This window comes from Brevibacillus composti, assembly GCF_016406105.1.
Lineage (GTDB): Bacteria > Bacillota > Bacilli > Brevibacillales > Brevibacillaceae > Brevibacillus > Brevibacillus composti.
In genome coordinates this window covers 25,001-44,036 of the sequence record NZ_CP066308.1, presented here as the reverse complement: position 1 = coordinate 44,036, position 19,036 = coordinate 25,001, and the positions used below count along the sequence as shown (strand labels likewise).

General features: G+C 52.9%; 22 protein-coding genes, 1 tRNA gene, 1 pseudogene and 1 other annotated feature (1 of these 25 only partly in view). Of the genes and pseudogenes, 11 read left to right on the top strand and 13 right to left on the bottom strand.

Annotation, left to right across the window (positions count from 1 at the left end; translation table 11 throughout):
• Nucleotides 1–73: 73 nt before the first annotated feature.
• The 4 genes and pseudogenes from JD108_RS00215 to JD108_RS22200 all read left to right on the top strand — a co-directional run.
• The gene (locus JD108_RS00215) at nucleotides 74–586 is read left to right on the top strand and encodes a PTS sugar transporter subunit IIA (RefSeq protein WP_198828076.1); all 513 of its coding nucleotides are present in this window, start codon (nucleotides 74–76) and stop codon (nucleotides 584–586) included.
• Entirely contained in the window at nucleotides 583–852 is a 270-nt protein-coding gene (locus tag JD108_RS00210; protein ID WP_198828075.1) for an HPr family phosphocarrier protein, read from the top strand. Before JD108_RS00215 ends, JD108_RS00210 begins: the two co-directional genes overlap by 4 nt.
• A gap of 120 nt (nucleotides 853–972) precedes the next feature.
• Nucleotides 973–2,412: an N-acetylglucosamine-specific PTS transporter subunit IIBC gene (nagE, locus tag JD108_RS00205; RefSeq protein WP_198828074.1), complete on the top strand. Its 1,440-nt coding sequence runs from the start codon at nucleotides 973–975 to the stop codon at nucleotides 2,410–2,412.
• A gap of 145 nt (nucleotides 2,413–2,557) precedes the next feature.
• Nucleotides 2,558–2,930, top strand: a pseudogene (locus tag JD108_RS22200) (DUF7916 family protein); the annotation flags it as partial.
• Between the two features lie 102 nt (nucleotides 2,931–3,032).
• On the opposite strand, the gene JD108_RS22195 reads toward JD108_RS22200, so the two are convergent.
• Both JD108_RS22195 and JD108_RS00195 read right to left on the bottom strand, forming a co-directional pair.
• Nucleotides 3,033–3,212, bottom strand: a complete 180-nt coding sequence (locus JD108_RS22195) for a hypothetical protein (protein ID WP_228728250.1) — start codon at nucleotides 3,210–3,212, stop codon at nucleotides 3,033–3,035.
• Between the two features lie 65 nt (nucleotides 3,213–3,277).
• Entirely contained in the window at nucleotides 3,278–3,499 is a 222-nt protein-coding gene (locus JD108_RS00195; protein ID WP_198828072.1) for a helix-turn-helix domain-containing protein, read from the bottom strand.
• A gap of 167 nt (nucleotides 3,500–3,666) precedes the next feature.
• On the opposite strand from JD108_RS00195, the gene JD108_RS00190 reads away from it, so the two are divergent.
• Complete coding sequence (locus JD108_RS00190) at nucleotides 3,667–4,026, top strand: helix-turn-helix domain-containing protein (protein ID WP_198828071.1); 360 nt, start codon at nucleotides 3,667–3,669, stop codon at nucleotides 4,024–4,026.
• 71 nt (nucleotides 4,027–4,097) lie between these two features.
• On the opposite strand, the gene JD108_RS00185 is transcribed toward JD108_RS00190, so the two are convergent.
• A complete protein-coding gene (locus JD108_RS00185; protein ID WP_198829930.1) occupies nucleotides 4,098–4,430 on the bottom strand; it encodes a winged helix-turn-helix transcriptional regulator in 333 nt (110 codons plus the stop codon).
• A 140-nt stretch (nucleotides 4,431–4,570) separates the two neighbouring features.
• Between JD108_RS00185 and JD108_RS00180 the strand changes: the two genes are divergently transcribed.
• The 4 genes from JD108_RS00180 (at nucleotide 4,571) to JD108_RS00165 (ending at nucleotide 6,510) form a co-directional block, all read left to right on the top strand.
• Complete coding sequence (locus JD108_RS00180; protein WP_198828070.1) at nucleotides 4,571–4,726, top strand: DoxX family membrane protein; 156 nt, start codon at nucleotides 4,571–4,573, stop codon at nucleotides 4,724–4,726.
• Between the two features lie 133 nt (nucleotides 4,727–4,859).
• Entirely contained in the window at nucleotides 4,860–5,012 is a 153-nt protein-coding gene (locus tag JD108_RS00175; protein ID WP_198828069.1) for a hypothetical protein, read from the top strand.
• Nucleotides 5,013–5,150: 138 nt separating this feature from the next.
• Nucleotides 5,151–5,915: a delta-lactam-biosynthetic de-N-acetylase gene (pdaA, locus tag JD108_RS00170; protein WP_407649413.1), complete on the top strand. Its 765-nt coding sequence runs from the start codon at nucleotides 5,151–5,153 to the stop codon at nucleotides 5,913–5,915.
• A gap of 232 nt (nucleotides 5,916–6,147) precedes the next feature.
• The gene (locus tag JD108_RS00165; RefSeq protein WP_407649412.1) at nucleotides 6,148–6,510 is read left to right on the top strand and encodes a L,D-transpeptidase; all 363 of its coding nucleotides are present in this window, start codon (nucleotides 6,148–6,150) and stop codon (nucleotides 6,508–6,510) included.
• A 4-nt stretch (nucleotides 6,511–6,514) separates the two neighbouring features.
• Here JD108_RS00165 and JD108_RS00160 read toward each other — a convergent pair whose 3' ends face one another.
• Both JD108_RS00160 and JD108_RS00155 read right to left on the bottom strand, forming a co-directional pair.
• A complete protein-coding gene (locus JD108_RS00160) occupies nucleotides 6,515–6,733 on the bottom strand; it encodes a WYL domain-containing protein (protein WP_198828067.1) in 219 nt (72 codons plus the stop codon).
• A 315-nt stretch (nucleotides 6,734–7,048) separates the two neighbouring features.
• The gene (locus JD108_RS00155; protein WP_198828066.1) at nucleotides 7,049–8,299 is read right to left on the bottom strand and encodes a helix-turn-helix domain-containing protein; all 1,251 of its coding nucleotides are present in this window, start codon (nucleotides 8,297–8,299) and stop codon (nucleotides 7,049–7,051) included.
• Nucleotides 8,300–8,476: 177 nt separating this feature from the next.
• Here JD108_RS00155 and JD108_RS00150 point away from each other — a divergent pair, with 177 nt between their 5' ends.
• The gene (locus JD108_RS00150) at nucleotides 8,477–8,854 is read left to right on the top strand and encodes a hypothetical protein (RefSeq protein ID WP_198828065.1); all 378 of its coding nucleotides are present in this window, start codon (nucleotides 8,477–8,479) and stop codon (nucleotides 8,852–8,854) included.
• Between the two features lie 115 nt (nucleotides 8,855–8,969).
• Here the strand turns inward: JD108_RS00150 and JD108_RS00145 are convergent.
• From JD108_RS00145 to guaB, 8 genes are all read right to left on the bottom strand, one after another.
• A tRNA-Arg gene (locus JD108_RS00145) sits at nucleotides 8,970–9,046 on the bottom strand.
• 117 nt (nucleotides 9,047–9,163) lie between these two features.
• Nucleotides 9,164–10,444, bottom strand: coding sequence for an isocitrate lyase (gene aceA, locus JD108_RS00140; protein WP_198828064.1), 1,281 nt, complete (start codon nucleotides 10,442–10,444; stop codon nucleotides 9,164–9,166).
• Between the two features lie 19 nt (nucleotides 10,445–10,463).
• Complete coding sequence (gene aceB, locus JD108_RS00135) at nucleotides 10,464–12,074, bottom strand: malate synthase A (RefSeq protein WP_198828063.1); 1,611 nt, start codon at nucleotides 12,072–12,074, stop codon at nucleotides 10,464–10,466.
• 426 nt (nucleotides 12,075–12,500) lie between these two features.
• Nucleotides 12,501–13,781 carry a serine--tRNA ligase gene (serS, locus tag JD108_RS00130; protein ID WP_198828062.1) on the bottom strand — a complete coding sequence of 427 codons (1,281 nt, stop codon included), beginning with the start codon at nucleotides 13,779–13,781 and terminating at the stop codon, nucleotides 12,501–12,503.
• A 64-nt stretch (nucleotides 13,782–13,845) separates the two neighbouring features.
• Nucleotides 13,846–14,069, bottom strand: a binding site (T-box leader).
• Between the two features lie 129 nt (nucleotides 14,070–14,198).
• Nucleotides 14,199–14,774 carry a pyridoxal 5'-phosphate synthase glutaminase subunit PdxT gene (gene pdxT / locus JD108_RS00125; protein ID WP_198828061.1) on the bottom strand — a complete coding sequence of 192 codons (576 nt, stop codon included), beginning with the start codon at nucleotides 14,772–14,774 and terminating at the stop codon, nucleotides 14,199–14,201.
• 11 nt (nucleotides 14,775–14,785) lie between these two features.
• On the bottom strand, nucleotides 14,786–15,670 hold the full coding sequence (pdxS, locus tag JD108_RS00120) for a pyridoxal 5'-phosphate synthase lyase subunit PdxS (protein ID WP_198828060.1): 885 nt from the start codon (nucleotides 15,668–15,670) through the stop codon (nucleotides 14,786–14,788).
• Between the two features lie 106 nt (nucleotides 15,671–15,776).
• Nucleotides 15,777–17,084 carry a D-alanyl-D-alanine carboxypeptidase family protein gene (locus JD108_RS00115; protein WP_198828059.1) on the bottom strand — a complete coding sequence of 436 codons (1,308 nt, stop codon included), beginning with the start codon at nucleotides 17,082–17,084 and terminating at the stop codon, nucleotides 15,777–15,779.
• Between the two features lie 176 nt (nucleotides 17,085–17,260).
• The gene (gene guaB / locus JD108_RS00110) at nucleotides 17,261–18,721 is read right to left on the bottom strand and encodes an IMP dehydrogenase (protein WP_198828058.1); all 1,461 of its coding nucleotides are present in this window, start codon (nucleotides 18,719–18,721) and stop codon (nucleotides 17,261–17,263) included.
• A 166-nt stretch (nucleotides 18,722–18,887) separates the two neighbouring features.
• On the opposite strand from guaB, the gene JD108_RS00105 reads away from it, so the two are divergent.
• Nucleotides 18,888–19,036: the start of a YaaC family protein gene (locus tag JD108_RS00105; RefSeq protein WP_198828057.1), read on the top strand. The gene runs 847 nt beyond the window's last position; only the first 149 of its 996 coding nucleotides appear in the window; the start codon lies at nucleotides 18,888–18,890; its stop codon lies beyond the right edge, outside the window.

The following is a 19,036-nucleotide window of genomic DNA, read 5'->3' as shown; positions in this document are numbered from 1 at the left end:
GAGGGTAGCGGCAGACTGGCCGTTCTTTCTCGTTCATGCTTTTTTACTTCCCAGATGCAAAAAGGAGGAGCTTATGTTACGCCGTTTCTTTTCCCGAAAACCACAGCAGCAGGAATTGACGCTGCTCGCCCCCCTGACCGGTCTGGTCGTCCCCCTGGAGGAAGTGCCCGATCCGGTTTTTGCCCAAAAGGTAGCCGGTGACGGTGTGGCCCTGATCCCGACCGAAGGTGTACTGCTGTCTCCCGTGGAAGGCCGGGTCACTCATCTGTTTCCCACACATCACGCGATCGCACTGACCAGTGATACCGGCTTGGAAATTCTCCTCCACATCGGCATCGATACCGTCAAACTGAAGGGAACAGGATTCACCCCCCATGTCCAGACAGGTGACCGGGTAGGCCCGGGTGACCGGCTCATTGCCTTTGATCTGGAGCTTCTGAAAAAAAACGGATGCCCCGTCGTGACACCGATCGTCTTCACCAACAGTGAGCGGGTCGCCGCCAAACAGGTCCTCGCCGGGGCCAGCGTACAAGCGGGCCGGGATTTGCTGATCAAAGTGACGATAAAAGGGGGGAGATTGGAATGATTCGATTTGAAGTCACCGTAAAGGCAGCGGGCGGACTGCACGCGAGACCGGCCGCCCTCTTGGTCAACATCGCCGCCAAATCCCAATCGCAGGTGACCGTTACCCGAAGCCTGGATGAAAAACAAGCGGATGGCAAAAGCATCCTGGGGATATTGACCCTGGGAGCGGGCCGCGGCGAACAGCTGATCATTACAGTTGAGGGGCCCGATGAGGAGCAGGTGGCTCACGCGCTCCAGGAACTGTTTGAACAGCCCGAAGAGAGCTGATTTTACGATCAGACTGGCTGCTCTTTGCACTCGTGCTCCCGTCTTTTTTCCCACACTTATCGTATTTTTTTGCGAAGAGCGGCTTCTGATAAACCATCATCCACATAAGGAGGGTTTTACATGCTGGCTTTTCTGCAACGGATCGGGAAAGCGCTTATGCTTCCGGTCGCCACATTGCCGGCAGCGGCACTGCTGGTTTCCTTCGGGCTCCTGGACTACGAGAAGAACATCCCGCTGGGACCGGTCATCGGCGGTTTCCTCAATCAATTCGTAGCGCCCTTTCTCCATGCGGGCGGCCTCGCCATTCTGGAAAATCTGGCGCTGATCTTTGCCGTAGGGGTGGCGATCGGCCTGGCGAGAGACGCGGTGGCGGCTCTGGCGGCGGTGATGGCTTATCATGTGCTGCTGGCTATCCTGGCAAGAGTGCCGGCGGCCATGCCATTTATTCCGGACGACGTCGTGCTGAAAATGGGCGTGCTTGGCGGGATCCTGGCGGGGGGAGTAGCCGCCTACTGTTACAACAGATACCACGACGTCAAAATGCCGGAATGGCTCGGATTCTTTAGCGGCAAACGGTTTGTCCCGATTGTCACCTCGCTTGGCATGGTCGTAATCGCCCTGGTGGTCGGCATGGTCTGGGCACCGATTCAGGACGTAATCGATGCCGTCGGCAACTGGATCGTCAGCCTGGGCGCGATCGGCTCCGGCATCTTCATTTTCTTCAACCGCTTGCTGATCCCGCTCGGCTTGCATCACGTCATCAATGCGATTGCCTGGTTCCAGATCGGATCTTTTACCGATGCGGCCGGCAATGTCGCAAACGGCGATCTCCACCGCTTTTTTGCCGGTGACAAGACCGCCGGCATGTTCATGGCCGGCTTTTACCCGATCATGATGTTCGCTCTGCCGGGTGCCGCCTTGGCTCTCATTCACACAGCCAAACCGGAAAAGCGGAAAATGATGGCTTCTGTTTTCATGACCGCAGCTCTGGCCTCCATCATCACCGGCATTACCGAACCGCTGGAATTTGCCTTTATGTTTGCCGCTCCCCTGCTCTATTTTGTCCACGCGGTCCTGGCCGGAATATCCGGCGTGGTCGTGACGTCCCTGGGGATCAAGCATGGATTCAGCTTTTCGGCCGGTCTGATCGATTATCTCGTCAACTTTCACCTCTCGACGAATGCGCTGTTGATCATACCGGTAGGTCTGGGCTTCGCCATCGTCTACTACCTGCTGTTCCGCTTCATCATTACCAAATTCAATCTGAAGACTCCGGGTCGCGAGGACGATGAGGACGACGCGGCCGACAGCACCCGCTCCTCCACGATCCGGGACAAAGCGCAAGAGGTCCTCTCCCTAATCGGCGGCAAGGAAAACATCGTCAGTGTTGATGCTTGCATCACCCGGCTGCGGCTCGTCCTGAAAAATGACAAGGTCGTCGACGAAAAAGGGCTGCGGGAGCTGGGAGCCGCCGGAGTCATGAAGCTGGGCCAAGGAAGCGTGCAGGTCGTCTTTGGCACACAGTCGGAAGCGATCAAGGATGAAATCAACAAATTGTAACAGATTCTCATCCCCGTATGTTGATGACCATTCCAAGCAGGATCGGGAGGAAAAAGCAGATGATGCGGAAAGACGGGAGAACGATCGGAAAACGTTTATTGGACTGTACGGCATCCGACTTTGCGAAGATGACCGGGCAGGATCTGAAGCGGGCGGGGGACTGGTGGCAGCGGAGGCGGTCGGCAGTTTTATCGAAGCGGGCGCCGACATCATCCTGCTCCCTTCTCCCGGCACCATTCCGGGCATCACCGTAGAATCGGCAAGCGCCATGATCAGCCAAGTACATGCCCGGGGTGCTTTGGCCTTGCTGGCGACGGGGACCAGCCAGGAAGGAGCCGACGAAGCGACGATCAGACAGATCGCCCTGAACAGCAAAATGGCGGGTGCCGACCTGCACCACATCGGAGATGCGGGGTACAGCGGCATCGCCGTCCCGGAAAATATCATGCACTATTCCATTGCCCATTCGCGGCAGGCGCCACACATACGTACGGATGGCTTCATCCGCGATGCGTTAGGACGTGGAGAATCCACGATGCCAAAAAGCGGTCCTTCCCGGGGAGTTCCTGGGGAGAACCGCTTCTTTCATGAGGGCGGAGGAACAGCCTCCCGTCCATTCTTCAGCGAACAGAGGCGGGAACGATCTGCTCTTTTTCCTCCACCTGCTTCTCAAAGCGCTCCAGCCGACGAAGAAATTCATCGCAAGCCGCTTCACTTTTGGGGGCCATCATATCTAGTTCGTAAGCTATGGTTCTCTTCCAGATGTCTAGTTGTCTCCGGTTGGCTTCGTAAACATTCACCTCTTTCCACCCCTCGCGACATCATGGCTTCCTGTTTCATTGCGACTTCATATGGCGTGATTTTGTCAAAATAGCAAAAAAGAAAGGCAGAGGAACAAATCACGGAGCTGGCAGTTCAGTTTTTTCGCCAGCACCGGAAGATGATTGGCTTTGAAGTCATACTCACCTTTTTCGTACTTGAGGTAGGTGGAGGCATTTTTAAACCCGAGAGAAACAGCCATCTCCTTTAACGTTATCCCGCTTTCCATCCTCCTCTGGGCAATGAATTGCAAATCGACTTTCTCCAACGGCGAACCCCCTTTATTTTCCAAATTAGCAAATCCCTAATTATCCATATCTTACCTTTTCAGAAACAGCAAAGTCAAGTCCATGATTGCCAAATCGTCAAAGATCTGTTTTCCATAATGGAAAATTGATAGAATATATGGCATATATGGAAAGGTTGTGTACGTAGATGTCAATCGTCGGTCAACGGATGAAATACCTGCGGGAAAAATACAAATGGTCCCAAATCCAATTGGCCGAAAAGCTGGGGATTCACAATACCGTTCTGTCCCGGATTGAATCAGGGGAAAAAAAGAGCGTGGATCACCACCTGCTCTCGAAAGCAGCCGATGTGTTTGAAGTCACGACTGATTATTTGCTGGGGAAGACCAACAACCCCGCTCCTTCCTGGAAAAAAAACGTGACTGTCTCCGAGGAGCAGGCCCCCTATTTTGATCTGGAAGGATTGACGGACGCGGAGATTGAAGAGGTAAAGAAGCATATTGAATACCTCAAGTGGAAAGCGATGCAGCCGCGAAAGACAAAATAAACATCCGAATCAGAATTGTTCAATCATAGAGGAACCAAAAAGGTGCTGGATTTTATCGTCCAGCACCTTTTTTATGTCGATGTATGATCATCCAGCTCCATCCAGGTCTGCGACCACTGCTCAATTCCCAAAAGGACCGGCTTCAGCGCAAGCCCCTTGTCAGTGAGCGAATACTCTACGCGGATCGGTGCGGAATCGGTATAGACGTGCCTGTGCACCAAACCTTCTTTTTCCAAATCCTTCAAACGCTCGGACAAAAGCCTTCCGCTGATGGGAAGCGCCTCTTCAATGGCACAGAAACGCTGTGGCCCGGACAGCAGCTGGTGCAGTATCAAACCCGTCCAGCGCTTCCCCAACAGCTGCATGCCTTTTTCAAACTTTGGGCAGAGAGAGGACTGCTTCATCGTCATCACCTCGATTCTCTTTCCAGTATACCGCTCTTTTCATATTCCATCAAAGGATTGACGACACTTCATAACTATTGTATACCTACTAACTATAAGTAACTATATTACTTATAATAAATTACTAGGAGGATTTTACGATGGAAAACCGACTGGATCAACGCACCGCATGGGGATTGCTGCTCGTGCGCGTGGTTGTTGGCCTCTCTTTTATCTTGCACGGGCTGTCCAAATTTCAGATGGGACTGGATCAGGTTGCCGTTTGGTGCAAGCAACACCCTGCGTGCCTTGCATGATAGACCGCGACCGAATGTTCCGCCGCCCGGAGCATTCGGTTTTTTTGTTCGGATGACCGGGCCGTTTTCAAGATCTGGGCATGTTCTATGCCCTGCCGACACATCATAAGTAACGATGGGGAGGTGAGTTTTCATGACAGACCACGATGATCGCAGCCAACTGATCTACCAGCCTGAAACCAGAGTCCCTGTCGGTTCGATCGACAAGCGGAGAGTGACCGCCCAAAAATCAGATGAAAAGTACCCGATCCCGCGCGCTCACCCTGTCCCGTGGCAAGAGGATTGACTCCGGTCTACATACAAGGCTGTGCCCGAGGCACTTCTCACCTCATGGGCTTTTCCGCCAAAACGAAAACGCGCACCATACCAACTCGCGAAGGAGGGCTGAATATTGAAACGCCTCTCACGGCTTTCTCTGCTTTCTCTGTTCGTTCTCGTCTTGTCTCTGTTCACTGTACAAGCATTCGCTTATCAGGAGGTCCCGTATCATTTTGGTTTTAAAAAGAGCAAAGGCGGAAAGCTTCCGTCGATCGACCAGGAAGGCTTCAAAGGCATCGTGGATAAGCACGGCGCCATCTTCCTCGGGGATACCTCCAAAAAAGAGCTGTTCCTCACGTTTGACAACGGCTATGAAAACGGCTTTACCCCACGGATCCTGGACACATTGAAGGAAAAGAAGGTGCCCGCAGTCTTTTTTGTAACCGGCCATTACGTCAAAGATCAGCCGGAATTGCTGAAACGGATGACCGCCGAAGGGCATCTGATCGGCAACCATTCCTGGAGTCACCCGGATATGACCAAAGTGCCCAATGCGCGGATCAAAGAAGAGCTGGACAAGGTAAAAGAAGCCGTCTCCCAGATTACCGGGCAAAAGGAGATGCAGTTCTTGCGCCCACCCCGCGGGATATTCAGCGAGCGGACGCTGGCTGTCAGCAAAGAGCTAGGGTATACCAATGTGTTTTGGTCGATCGCCTATAAGGACTGGGATACCAAAGTGCAACGAGGCGGAAAGTACGCATACGACAACGTTATCGCCCAGCTCCACCCGGGAGCCGTGATTTTGCTGCATGCGGTCTCCAAAGACAATGCGGACGCGCTCGGCCAGATTATTGACGAAGCGAGAAGACAAGGGTATGAATTCAAAAGCCTGGATCAGCTTCGGGCGACCCCGCCGCTGGCTGTTCCGTAGGGAGTCCGTGATTCGTGGGGCCTACAGTCCCGACTCCTCGGTTGTTCGGCCCCCCGTGGTATGAGTCTTGGCTCCGCTGTACCTGTTGAATAAAAAACCTGCCGGATGATTGATCCCGGCAGGTTTTTTGCGTGAGCGGCGGCAACGGAGTAGACCCGCGCATACGATGAAGGAGCCGTACTCCTCTTCTCGATAGGAGAGCAGCTAGGTCCTCAGAAGGGAGGTGGTTCCCATCCCGTCTTACCGCATTCGCATCTCGATCAACAGGCGGCGCCTCGACCTTTACGACGGCAATCGCCTGGTGCGATCTTTTCCGGTCGGCCTCGGCAAACTGGCGACCTCCACGCCGCGCGGCGATTTTACAATTATCAATAAGGTTCCCTATCCCAATTCCTATCCCGGAGGGCCCCTGTCGGTGTTCGGCACCTTTTGGCTGGGACTGAGCAAGCCCCATTACGGCATTCACGGTACGAACAATCCGGCCTCGATCGGCCGCTACGTCTCGCGCGGGTGTGTCCGGATGTACAACCGGGACGTAGAAACTTTGGCTAGGCTGGTTCCGATCGGGACACCTGTACAGATTCGTCAGAATTAAAAGGCTAACCGCTCATCCTGTCACGCCCGGCTGGAAAAACAGCGAGGATATTGTCGATATGGAAAACGCGCGGAGCCCTACGAGTCAGGCAATAAGCCTTGATTCTAGGGCCTTCGATTGCTTGCAGCCGGAGCGGACGCTTGCTGATTTTGCCGTATCTGTCCTGATAGATCACTTCGACGATCTGCCCGGCAGACAGGTATTTTTTGAGTTGGTTGAGCATAGTGGCACCCCCGAACAGGAACGTTTGTTCTTATTATATGCGAACAAAAGGGGAACATGCAAATGTAAGGTGCAGGCAACTCGGGGGCCACAATCGCAGGGGGGTTTTGTCCAAAAAAAAACCGCGTTACGACGCGGTCTCCCAGTACGCTGACCAGGAAGGGAGGGCTTTTTACCAATCCGGCTCTGCCGTAGTCGTGAAGTTTCCATTTCCGTTGGTGGTTGTCTGGGCGTCCAATACCGAAGGTGCGAACAATAAAGTAAAAGCAAGGACCATAAGCAACTTTCTCATGGGATTACCTCCTTTTTCCTTTATTTACCTACTATAGCATATGTTCCCTATCTTTTCTATATTTTCGTAATAATCGTTTTTGCTTTTGGCGTGATTTTCTTTGAGGAATAACCCCACGCATTCGATCATTCTTTCCAGATCTCCGATTTGCCGATAGTACGTAATGCTCGCAAGCAAACTATCGAGCCCCTTTTGAATCTCCCCGATGGCTAATAGACAAATCCCCTTTCGTTTGTAGTACCTGGCCGCCTGCTTAATCCGATAGGGGTGCATCAGTATGTCTTGGGAAAGCAGTTCGCTCTCTGAATCGATGAGGGTTCTGATTTCATCATTTCGCTGCACCTCCAGGCATGCCTCCAGCAGATCGCTGACGACCGTGATCCGCCCCTCCTGTCCGGCTTCCTGCAGGCACTCTTTGTACAGGGCGATGGCTTCATCGTGCTGGCCTTTTTTGGTGAGCAGAAGCGCCCGCAAGTGTTTCTTTCGAAAATCAGCGTATTTGCTCTCTTCGTACATATCTAGGAAAATGCCGGCCATGATCAGATCGCCCAAGCGCAAATAGGAGTTGACGATGGATATCAGGGCGGACGCTCTCTGCTTATTGTCGCTTTGATCCTCGCGTATGCCTTTGCCACAAAACTCGATGCTTTCGCCGTAATGCTCCAGAATATAGGCATGCACACCCATCCGGTAATAATAGTCGACCCGCTCGGTCGGCTGCAAAAATTCGATATAGGGAGATAATTCCTTACCTCGCCGGTATGTATCTTCGAAATGGGTGAAGTCGTCCCGCTCCAGTATGTAGCGTTCATAGATGCATTTGCCCAGGTAATAGGGCACTCCGTTTTTCCGCGTATAGTCAATCAATACTTGGTACAACATGAGTTTTGCGTAGCGATCAGGGATTTCTTTTGTCACTTGGAGAAGGTAGTCCAGAGCAAGGTAGGCGTCTATTTTTGGCGTTTCCAGCAGCTTTCCGGCCGCCTTTTGCATCAGCGTTGGATGATTGAGGATGATGGATTCTTCCAGCAGCAGTTTAATCGTTGTGGGTCTTTCTGTCGCGTCCAGGTAGATTCCGATGACTTCGCTATAAGGAATATGGAGGGTATGGGCAACCTTTTTCCATAGGTCGAAGCTAGGTTGTTTTGTCTCGCCGGTCTCGATGCGAGAAAGCGATGTTTTGTTGATGCCTGTCCGCTCTGCCAGCTCTGACAATGATAGATTCTCCCGTTGCCGGTAGGTGAGAATCAGTTCCCCTATCCCTTCAATTGTCATAGTGGAAGCCTCCTCAGAAAAAATTTATCATTTTTATTTTTTTTAATAATAGCACACGAGTTGATATTTGGTAATAGTTACCTTTCAATCTATTGATAAAAATGTAAGGATATGTATTTTTAAAACTCCTTTATAATCATTCCATAAACTGTTAAAGTCGTATTGAGGTGTGTTTATGTGAGAAAATCTATAATCTATTTGTCATTTTCCATTGTCTTATTATTTGGATTCATACTGACTTGGACCTACTTACTCTCGGATGATACCCCGCAGGTTGGAGAAACAGGATATTACGTCATTGATGGGTATATTGATACGTCAGTGTATCAACATGGCACAGCATGGTCACCTGAGCGCACCTCTTCTGAGGAGATCGCTTATGGACTGCGTGAGGGATATCTTTACAAAGTAAAAAAAAATACCCCTATTAAAGTGTTGTCATCTAGTGGTTACGATACTGCGACAGGGCAAAAAGTCTTATACATTGGAACATTAGATGGCCAAGTCGAAGGGGAAGTCTATGCCGATTATATCAAGAAGACAAAAGCGAAATAACGAAAAAATTTCCCTTACTATTCATGGCCGTTAATTCCATTTCACAGGTTTATACGTTATACGGTGGGAGAAGTAGTTCAAATAGAAAAAACCGCGCATCTACGCGGTTTTCCGATGGCGTCCCCGAGAGGATTCGAACCTCCGACCTACAGTTTAGGAAACTGACGCTCTATCCTGCTGAGCTACGGGGACAACGTTCAATTCTGTTCTCCACTCTTCATTATAGGGCGATTTTGCGCTTTTTGCAAATGAAGAACCAGGGAGCTCATCCCTGGTTCTTCGTCTTGGTTTTCTCTGTCACTTCTCTTTTTAATTGTGGGCAAACTGCTCCTCTTCCGTAGAACCGGTCAAAGCCGTTGTCGAGGAAGTGCCTCCCGCGATCACCTGGGCGACCTCGTCGAAATACCCGGTGCCCACTTCCCGCTGGTGGCGAGTCGCGGTATAGCCGTATTGTTCGCTGGCAAATTCGGCCTGCTGGAGCTCGGAATAGGCAGCCATTCCGCGGTCGCGGTAGCCGCGCGCCAGCTCGAACATGCTGTAATTCAACGCATGGAAGCCTGCCAGCGTGACGAACTGGAATTTGTAGCCCATCTCTCCCAGCTCGTTCTGGAAGCGTGCGATCTCCTCCTCGCCCAGTTTTTTCTTCCAGTTGAACGAAGGAGAGCAGTTGTACGCCAGCAGTTTGCCGGGATACTGGGCGTGAATGGCCTCGGCAAAACGGCGGGCCTCCTCCAGATTGGGCTCGGAAGTCTCGCACCAGATCAGATCGGCGTACGGGGCATAGCTGAGACCGCGGGCGATTGCCGCATCCAGCCCGCCTTTCATGCGGAAAAAGCCTTCGGGGGTGCGCTCTCCGGTCAGGAAAGGCTTGTCGGTATCGTCGATGTCGCTGGTGATCAGGAAGGCGCCATTGGCGTCGGTCCGGGCCACGATGATCGTCGGCACGCCCATCACATCGGCAGCGAAACGGGCCGCGATCAGGTTGCGGACAGCTGCCTGTGTGGGAATCAGCACTTTGCCGCCCATGTGGCCGCATTTTTTCTCCGAGGCGAGCTGGTCTTCGAAATGGACGCCGGCCGCCCCCGCTTCGATCATGCCCTTCATCAGTTCAAAGACATTGAGCGGTCCGCCAAAGCCCGCCTCGGCATCCGCCACGATCGGCGCAAACCAGTACGTATCGCCTGTGCCCTCCGACTGCTGGATCTGGTCGGCACGCTGCAGCGCCTGGTTGATCCGCTTCACCACATGAGGGACACTGTTAGCCGGGTAGAGGCTTTGGTCGGGATACATCTGGCCGGACAGGTTGGCGTCGGCTGCCACCTGCCATCCGCTGAGGTAGATGGCCTTCAAGCCTGCCTTTACCTGCTGGATCGCCTGATTTCCGGTCAGAGCGCCAAGCGCCTTGACATGATGCTCGGTGTGCAGCAGCTTCCACAGCCGCTCCGCGCCGATGCGGGCCAGCGTATGCTCGATCTGCACCGAACCGCGCAGACGCACGACATCCTCGGCCGTATACGGGCGCTGAATCCCTTGAAAACGTTCGCTCTTCCAGCTCTCCTCCAATTGTCTGATCGCCTCTTGTCTGTTCATCTTCTCCCACTCCTTTTCCTTAATCGAGATAGGCATAGCCCGGGATGGTCAGAAACTCGGAAAATTCGTCGGCTGTCACCAGCTGCAGGAACAGCTCGCCCGCCAGTTTGAATTTCCCGGTCTCATACCGCTCCAGACCGATTTCCTGTTTGATGGTTTGCAGCTCTTCGCTCAGCCACTGTTTGACCAGCGCCAGCGTAATCTTGCGGCCATCCGGGAGAACGCCCCGGGGATGCCTGATCCATTGCCAGATTTGGGCCCGGGATATCTCCGCAGTCGCCGCGTCTTCCATGAGGTTGTTGATCGGGACTGCGCCATGTCCCCGCAGCCACGCTTCGATGTATAAGATGCCGACCCGGATGTTGGTGCGAACGCCTTCCTCGGTGATGTCTCCCTGGGGAATCTCCAGGAGATCGGCCGCCGTGACCTGTACATCCTCTCGTTTGTACCAGATCTGATTGGGCTCCGGCATCAGGCGGTTGTAGACCTCCATCGCCACGGGCACCAATCCGGGGTGGGCCACCCATGAACCATCGTGGCCGTCGTAGGCTTCCCGCTCCTTGTCGGCCCTTACTTTCAGCAGGGCTTCCTCATTTTTTGCCGGGTCGTTTTTGACCGGAATTTGTGCAGCCATGCCGCCGATGCAAGGCGCTTGCCGTTTATGGCAGGTTTTCACGGCCAGCGTCGTATAGGCTCGCATGAACGGGACGGTCATCGTGACCTGCGCCCGGTCGGGGAGGATCACATCCGGGTGATTGCGCATCTTTTTGATATAGCTGAAAATATAATCCCAGCGTCCGCAGTTCAGCCCCGCGCTATGCTCTTTCAATTCGTACAAGATTTCATCCATTTCAAAGGCCGCCAGGATCGTTTCGATCAGCACGGTGGCTTTGATCGTGCCGAGCGGAATTCCCAGCTCATCCTGTGCCCAGCAAAAGACATCATTCCACAGTCGGGCCTCCAGGTGGTTCTCCAGCTTGGGCAGATAAAAGTAAGGACCGCTTCCTCTCTCCAGCAGCGCATGCGCATTATGAAAGAAATAAAGACCAAAATCGAACAGGCTGCCGGACATCGGTTGCCCCTGAATGCGCAAATGCTTTTCTTCCAGATGCCAGCCGCGCGGCCTGACGATCAAGACGGCTGTCTGTTCCCGGAGCGCGTATTTTTTTCCTTCCGGGCTGGTATAGGAGATCGTCCGCCTGACCGCATCACGCAGGTTGATCTGTCCTTCTACCGTGTTGGCCCACGTCGGAGAATTGGCGTCTTCAAAATCGGCCATAAACAGCCGCGCCCCCGAGTTCAAAGCGTTGATCACCATTTTCCGGTCTCCGGCAGGCCCGGTGATCTCCACTCTCCGATCCTGAAGATCGCCAGGCAACGGATGGATGCGCCAATCGCTTTTGCGGATATGTTCCGTTTCCGGCAAAAAGTCAGGCAGCTGTCCGGAATCAATCATCTCCTGCTTCTTTTGGCGCAAATCAAGCAGCTCGCGTCTTCTCTGCCCAAAGTGTTGCTCCAGCTTGATCAGAAACGTGATGGCTTCGGGGGTGAGAATGTCCGCGTACGGCGGCGGCAATTCGCCGGTAATCAACACATCGGCCGGGTACTGATTCAGTTGAATCGCAGTCAATCCTATTCCTCCTCCCTCAATCAAAAACAGTTATGCTACAGATTGATAATAAATACACTATTATAGTACAGTGTTATCAAAAAAAATGGGTCAGTCCAATAGTCCGCTTCCACTGCAATGGCTGCAGCTTACGCACCCATCTCCGTGGCAATGATGGCATGCGCCGCCGTGATCATCATGTCCCACGCCGCAGCAAGTGGGACAATTTTGCTCGCCGTTTCCTTCGCAACGATAGCAATTCATGAATAACGACCTCCACTCTCTGTTTTATTACAATTTATTGATCTTGCAGTTATTATATAACAGCGTTTTCTGTTGTGCAACAATTTTTTGAAAAATTACGCATCTGCCTTTTTGCAGCAGAAAAAAAAGCAACTTCCTGTTATGATACAGAAAGTTGCTTTTCCATTTTCCAAGCCATCTCTGTTACTTCGGCGCGATTTTTTCCAATCCGCCCAGGTACGGACGCAGGACCTCCGGAATCAGGATCGAGCCGTCTTCTTGTTGGTAGTTCTCGATTAACGCGGCTACGGTGCGGCCGATTGCCAGTCCCGAGCCATTCAATGTATGAACAAACTCTGGCTTGGACTTGGTGTCGCGGCGGAAACGGATATTGGCTCTGCGCGCCTGGAAGTCCTCGAAGTTGGAACAAGACGAGATTTCCCGGTACGTCTGATAGCTCGGAATCCATACTTCCAAATCGTATTTTTTCGCGGCTGTAAATCCAAGGTCGCCTGTGCACATGCTCAGCACCCGGTAAGGCAGACCGAGCAGCTGCAGGACCTTTTCCGCGTTTTTCACCAGTGTTTCCAGCTCCTGATAGGAGTCCTCCGGCTTGACGAACTTCACCAGCTCTACTTTGTTGAACTGATGCTGACGGATCAACCCGCGGGTATCGCGGCCGGCCGAACCTGCCTCAGAGCGGAAGCACGCACTGTAGGCTGCATAGTATCGTGGCAGGTCTGCCACGTCGAGGATCTCGTCGCGATGCATGTTGGTCACCGGGACTTCCGCTGTCGGGATGAGGAAATAATCGAAGCCATCCAGTTTGAAGGCATCCTCCTCGAATTTCGGCAGCTGGCCCGTGCCAGTCATGCTGGTCCGGTTGACAATATACGGCGGCAACAGCTCTTCGTAGCCGTGTTGGGTCGTATGCAAATCGAGCATGAAGTTCATCAGCGCGCGTTCCAGGCGAGCGCCCAGGCCTTTGTAGAAGACAAAGCGGCTGCCGGTTACCTTCGCCGCTGTCTCGAAGTCGATGATGCCCAGCTCCTGTCCCAGCTCCCAGTGCGGTTTGGGTTCGAACGAAAAGCTCCTCGGCTCTCCCCAGGTCCAGGCCACCACATTATCGTCTTCCGATGTCCCGACCGGCACACTCTCATGCGGCAGATTGGGCAGGCTCAGCAGGATTTGCTCCAGTTGTTCGTCCAGTTGGCGCAGCCCTTCGTCCAGTACCTTGATGCGGTCGCTAACTTCTTTCATTTCTGCGATCAGATGGTCGGCATTTTCCTTGTTCCGTTTGAGTACGGCTACCTGTTCGGATACGGTATTTCGTTTATTTTTCAAACCTTCGGCTTCCTGAATCAAATGGCGGCGCTTTTCATCTACGTCCGCAAATTGGTCCAAAGCCGAAATATCTTCGCCTCTGTTCGCCAGGCGGCGTCTGACTTCTTCCAAGTCATGGCGCAACACTTTTACATCTAACATCAAAGACCCCTCCAACTTCGCTGATTCTTGGGCAAAGCAAATGAAAAAACACCCGTCCCCTCTGGTAAGGGACGAGTGTTGTACCCGCGTTGCCACCCTTGTTGGCACATGTCGCTATGCACGAAAGACATGTACCCGCTTCGATCCGCCGTAACGGGGCGGGGCCGGGCAAAGTTGACTCCTCTGCCGCTCGGAGATGGATTCTTTTGCAGACCGGATCGGTTTTCACCAGCCACCGACTCTCTGAACCAAGCGCTTGCAAAATACTAGTCTCCTCATCGCGTTCCCTGTTTTGCTATCTTCTAGTGTTAACTGTACTACAGTTTCTATACCTGTGTAAAGAAGGCGAAAAAAACCGGCACCCAGACGGGCACCGGCCGTTGACACAGTTGCTTTACCACCGTTGCGAAAACCGATCTATCCGCGGTATTCCTTCACCATCTCGACGAAGTACCGGTGCATCCGCGCATCTTCCGTCAGCTCCGGATGGAAGGCTGCGGCCAGATAATGTCCTTCGCGGGCGGCTACGATCTTCTCTTCGTACTTGGCCAGCACCTGGGCATTCTCGCCCACTTCCATGATGTACGGCGCACGGATGAATACTGCTGGGTAATCGGCCGCGACTCCCGCAACAGGAAGCTCCACTTCAAAGCTGTCCTTTTGCCGGCCAAATGCATTGCGCTCCACCTTGATATCCATCAAGCCGAGGTGGGTGTCTTCCTGGCCGTTAATGCGATTGGCCAGCAGAATCGCTCCGGCACATGTGCCGAAAATCGGTTTCTTCGCTTGTCCAAACTGGCGAAGAGCCTCCATAAACCCGTAATTATGCATGAGCTTGCTCATGGTCGTGCTTTCCCCGCCGGGAAGGACCAATCCGTCCAGATCTTCAAGCTCTTCTACTTTTTTTACTGCGATGGCTGTCGCGCCGGCTTCCTCCAGCATGCGGACATGCTCGGCGACAGCTCCCTGCAAGGAAAGAACGCCAATTTTCATCTTCGGTCACCTTACCAGCCGCGCTCTTGCATGCGGTCTGCTTCACGCAGCTTGGAGATTTCCAGACCCGGCATCGCCGTACCCAGTCCTTTGGATACGCGGGCGATCAGTTCGTAGTCGGTGTAGTGGGTGGTCGCTTCCACGATCGCACGGGCAAATTTCTCCGGGTTCTCCGATTTGAAGATGCCGGATCCGACGAATACGCCGTCCGCGCCCAGCTGCATCATCAGCGCAGCGTCCGATGGAGTCGCTACCCCGCCTGCTGCAAAGTTTACCACTGGCAGCTTGCCGTTTTTATGGACGTACTCCAGGAGATCGTAAGGAGCGCCGAGGTTTTTCGCTTCCGCCATCAGTTCGTCGTAAGACATACTTTGCACCTTGCGGATTTGGGACTGCATGGTCCGCATATGGCGAACCGCTTCTACGATGTTGCCTGTGCCCGGCTCCCCTTTGGTACGGATCATCGACGCGCCTTCGCCAATACGGCGGAGCGCTTCGCCCAGGTCGCGGGCACCGCATACGAACGGCACTGTGAATTCTTTTTTATTGATATGGTACATATCGTCAGCTGGAGTAAGGACTTCACTCTCATCGAGATAGTCTACGCCCATCGATTCCAGAACACGCGCCTCGACAAAGTGGCCAATCCGCGCTTTTGCCATTACCGGGATGGAGACAGCATTCATTACTTCCTCGACGATTCCGAGGTCAGCCATCCGGGCTACGCCGCCTGCTGCACGAATATCGGACGGTACGCGCTCCAGCGCCATTACCGCTACTGCCCCTGCTGCTTCGGCAATTTTCGCCTGTTCCGCATTGACAACGTCCATGATAACGCCGCCTTTTTGCATTTCCGCCATGCCACGCTTCACGCGGGAAGTTCCTACTTGTACCATTTTTTTGCCCCCTACCCTTTTGTTCGTTACATCCAGTACATTTCACTGAGATGATCGTCTCAATATTCACATTGTAATCCATGTTTCATTTGGGGTACAACCACTTTTATTTTCCCGTGATGTTGCTAAAAATATTGCTGAAGAATTGGATGAAGCTGCGGAACAATAAACGGATCCAGCTGGCTTCCTCCACTTCCTGCCCAGCGACGAGATTGACGCCCGCTTTTGCCATATCCTCCGGCTGCAGAAAGTCTCCCTCTTTCGTCCCTTCTTCTTGGAGTGTGACCTTCCCGATGACCTGGTCTTTTTGCAGCGGTGCGCTCAGCTCCTGGAAGGTGACTGTCGGCGTAAATTTGGTTTCGGCCCCGATTTTGCTCAGCGTCGTTACGACGTCTGCCGTCACGGCTGGAACGGTCAGCTCGACCCCGTTTTTCACCGGCGCTGTTTCAAAGCCTTGGACCGGAACGCCTTTGTCCATCTGCTTGGTCAGCTTGTAGTTGCTGAAGCCATAGTCGAACAATTTCTTGGTTTCCTGAAAGCGTTTCGTTTCGCTGCCGGTTCCCATCACGACGCTGATCAATCGCATGTTGTCTTTGATGGCCGTACCGGTAAAGCAGTATTTAGCCGCATCGGTAAACCCGGTTTTCAGGCCGTCAACGCCCTCGTAGAAATTGTTCAAGCCGGGCAGCATCCAGTTGTAGTTGGCCTTTTTGATCTCGTTCGGCGTACCGGGTCGGAACGTCATGCGAGGAATTTTCGAGACTTCCAGCGCTTCCGGGAAATCGCGGATCAACGCTCTGGCCAGGATCGCCGAATCCCGTGCGGACATCAGGTTTTCCTTCTGGTCGGTCTGAATGGAGTACGGACCGAGAATATCGGCAGGCAAACCGGTTGAGGTCACGTATTTCGTGTTTTTCATGCCCAGCTCTTGCGCCTTCTTATTCATCATGTCCACAAAGTTGGCTTCGCTGCCTGCAATTTTTTCCGCGAGCAGCACCGTTGCATCGTTTGCGGACAGGACGGCCATCGCCTTATACAGTTCTCTTACGGTATGGGATTCTCCCAGGTTGAGGTAAACACCCGAGGAATTAGGCATTTTCGCAATATAAAAAGCATAATCGCTTACCTGAACTTTATCATCCCAGCTAATTTTCTTTTGCTTGACCGCTTCATTGATCAGATACTCGGTCATGATTTTGCTCATGCTGGCCGGCGGCAGCGGCTGGTCCGGATTGAGGCTGTACAGGACCTTTCCTGTCGTCACCTCTACCAGAATGGCTGAACTGGCGGCGAGCTGCAAATCAGCCTGTGGGGCCGCCCCGGCGTTTGAGGCCGCCGAGCCCCAAGCCGTCATAAAAACAGCGACAGAAAGGAATAGACCTGTCAATCGCTTTGTCCATGTTCTTCGTTTCATCAGAATGTCTCACCCTCCCGCTTCTGTCGGTTTGTCCATGAATGGCACGAACACACAGTTGTAAGTGTACCATAGAAAGCAACCCGACTTGAAGCTTGTTTCCACGAGTTCCCTGCCGGATAAGGCTAGAGAAAAACCCCTTTCTGCTGGAGAAAGAGGTTTTTGATTCGATAGTCCTAGGAAATGGTGTAGTTTGGTGCTTCTTTTGTGATTTGTACATCGTGCGGATGGCTCTCCCGCAGACCGGCACCGGTAATGCGAATGAACTGGGAGTTTTCGATCAATTCTTGGATGGTTTTCGTGCCGCAGTAGCCCATTCCGGCGCGAAGTCCGCCAATCAGCTGATAAACGACTTCAGAGAGCGAGCCTTTGTACGGGACGCGTCCCTCAATTCCCTCGGGAACGAGCTTTTGTTCGTTCTCCTGGAAGTAGCGATCCTTGCTCCCCGCTTTCATCGCGCCGATGGAGCCCATTCCGCGGTATACCTTGAAGCGGCGGCCTTGGAAAATTTCAAATTCGCCCGGACTTTCTTCGGTCCCGGCAAACAGGCTGCCGATCATGATGGCCGAAGCGCCCGCACCAATCGCTTTTGGCAAATCACCCGAGTATTTCACTCCGCCATCGGCAATAATTGGAATATTGTACTCGCGCGCTACTTTGGCACAGTCGTAGATGGCTGTGATTTGGGGTACACCGATACCGGCGACGACACGGGTCGTACAGATCGAGCCAGGCCCAATGCCCACTTTGACGACGGACGCGCCTGCTTCGATCAGATCGCGGGTAGCTTCCCCTGTGGCGACGTTGCCCGCGACGATGGTCAGATCCGGATAGGCCTTGCGCAGTTCTCTGACGGTGTTGCTCACATTGATATGGTGGCCGTGCGCCGTATCTACGACCAGTACGTCTACCCCGGCTTTCACCAGCGCTTCCGCACGGGCATAGGTATCGGCTGCTACACCGACAGCCGCTCCGCACAGAAGGCGGCCATGTTCGTCCTTGGCTGCATTCGGGTATTGGATCGCCTTTTCAATATCTTTGATGGTGATCAGGCCTTTCAGCACATTATGCTCGTCCACCAAAGGAAGCTTTTCAATCTTGTATTTTTGCAGGGTGGCTTCCGCCTGCTGCAAGGTAGTGCCCACTGGGGCTGTCACCAGGTTTTCCTTTGTCATCACGTCTTTGATCAGAATCGAAAAGTCGTGAACAAAACGCAGGTCGCGGTTGGTCAATATCCCAACCAGGTGATTTTGGCTGTCCACGATCGGTACACCCGAGATGCGGTATTTGCCCATCAAGGCATCCGCGTCTGCGACCGTGTGCTCTGGACTGAGGGAAAACGGGTTGGTGATAACACCACTTTCAGAGCGTTTTACCCGGTCAACCTCGCTCGCTTGTTGCTCAATGGTCATGTTCTTGTGAATGATCCCGATTCCACCTTGTCTGGCCATGGCAATCGCAAGGGCAGACTCTGTCACCGTATCCATCCCTGCACTCAGCAGCGGAATATTCAACGTGACCTTATCGCTCAATTTTGTAGAGGTATCGACATCACGAGGTAAAATTTCTGATTTTCCCGGAATGAGGAGAACGTCATCAAACGTTAAGCCCTCTTTCACGAATTTGTCTTCCCGCACAGTAATGAGCTCCTTTCGCCAAAATGTTTTATGCAAGTGTAACAAACCGCTTAATTTACTGTCAAGGTAACCTTTTAATGTTCGGTTATCTAGTTGATTATCCAGATAAATCACAAAAAAGGACAAGAAAGCGCTCTCATACACGAATGTTAGAAAGGTGATGAAGATGGAAGCATGGTCCTTCCTGCGTCTGCTGGAAACAGAGCCGGCAGCCCGCTCATTTTTATCCGACTATTACCGACAGCAAGGAGTGGAAGTTGCGGAACGTCTGGCGTTTCAGCAAAGCTCGCGCTTCCTCTTTACCTGGAGACAGGC

Excerpts from the sequence above, each read along its gene's own strand:
- JD108_RS00215 (WP_198828076.1), top strand. The coding sequence starts at position 74 with ATGTTACGCCGTTTCTTTTCCCGAAAACCACAGCAGCAGGAATTGACG.
- JD108_RS00210 (WP_198828075.1), top strand. The coding sequence starts at position 583 with ATGATTCGATTTGAAGTCACCGTAAAGGCAGCGGGCGGACTGCACGCG.
- nagE (WP_198828074.1), top strand. The coding sequence starts at position 973 with ATGCTGGCTTTTCTGCAACGGATCGGGAAAGCGCTTATGCTTCCGGTC.
- JD108_RS00190 (WP_198828071.1), top strand. The coding sequence starts at position 3,667 with ATGTCAATCGTCGGTCAACGGATGAAATACCTGCGGGAAAAATACAAA.
- JD108_RS00185 (WP_198829930.1), bottom strand. The coding sequence starts at position 4,430 with ATGAAGCAGTCCTCTCTCTGCCCAAAGTTTGAAAAAGGCATGCAGCTG.
- JD108_RS00180 (WP_198828070.1), top strand. The coding sequence starts at position 4,571 with ATGGAAAACCGACTGGATCAACGCACCGCATGGGGATTGCTGCTCGTG.
- JD108_RS00175 (WP_198828069.1), top strand. The coding sequence starts at position 4,860 with ATGACAGACCACGATGATCGCAGCCAACTGATCTACCAGCCTGAAACC.
- JD108_RS00160 (WP_198828067.1), bottom strand. The coding sequence starts at position 6,733 with ATGCTCAACCAACTCAAAAAATACCTGTCTGCCGGGCAGATCGTCGAA.
- JD108_RS00155 (WP_198828066.1), bottom strand. The coding sequence starts at position 8,299 with ATGACAATTGAAGGGATAGGGGAACTGATTCTCACCTACCGGCAACGG.
- aceA (WP_198828064.1), bottom strand. The coding sequence starts at position 10,444 with ATGAACAGACAAGAGGCGATCAGACAATTGGAGGAGAGCTGGAAGAGC.
- serS (WP_198828062.1), bottom strand. The coding sequence starts at position 13,781 with ATGTTAGATGTAAAAGTGTTGCGCCATGACTTGGAAGAAGTCAGACGC.
- pdxT (WP_198828061.1), bottom strand. The coding sequence starts at position 14,774 with ATGAAAATTGGCGTTCTTTCCTTGCAGGGAGCTGTCGCCGAGCATGTC.
- pdxS (WP_198828060.1), bottom strand. The coding sequence starts at position 15,670 with ATGGTACAAGTAGGAACTTCCCGCGTGAAGCGTGGCATGGCGGAAATG.
- JD108_RS00115 (WP_198828059.1), bottom strand. The coding sequence starts at position 17,084 with ATGAAACGAAGAACATGGACAAAGCGATTGACAGGTCTATTCCTTTCT.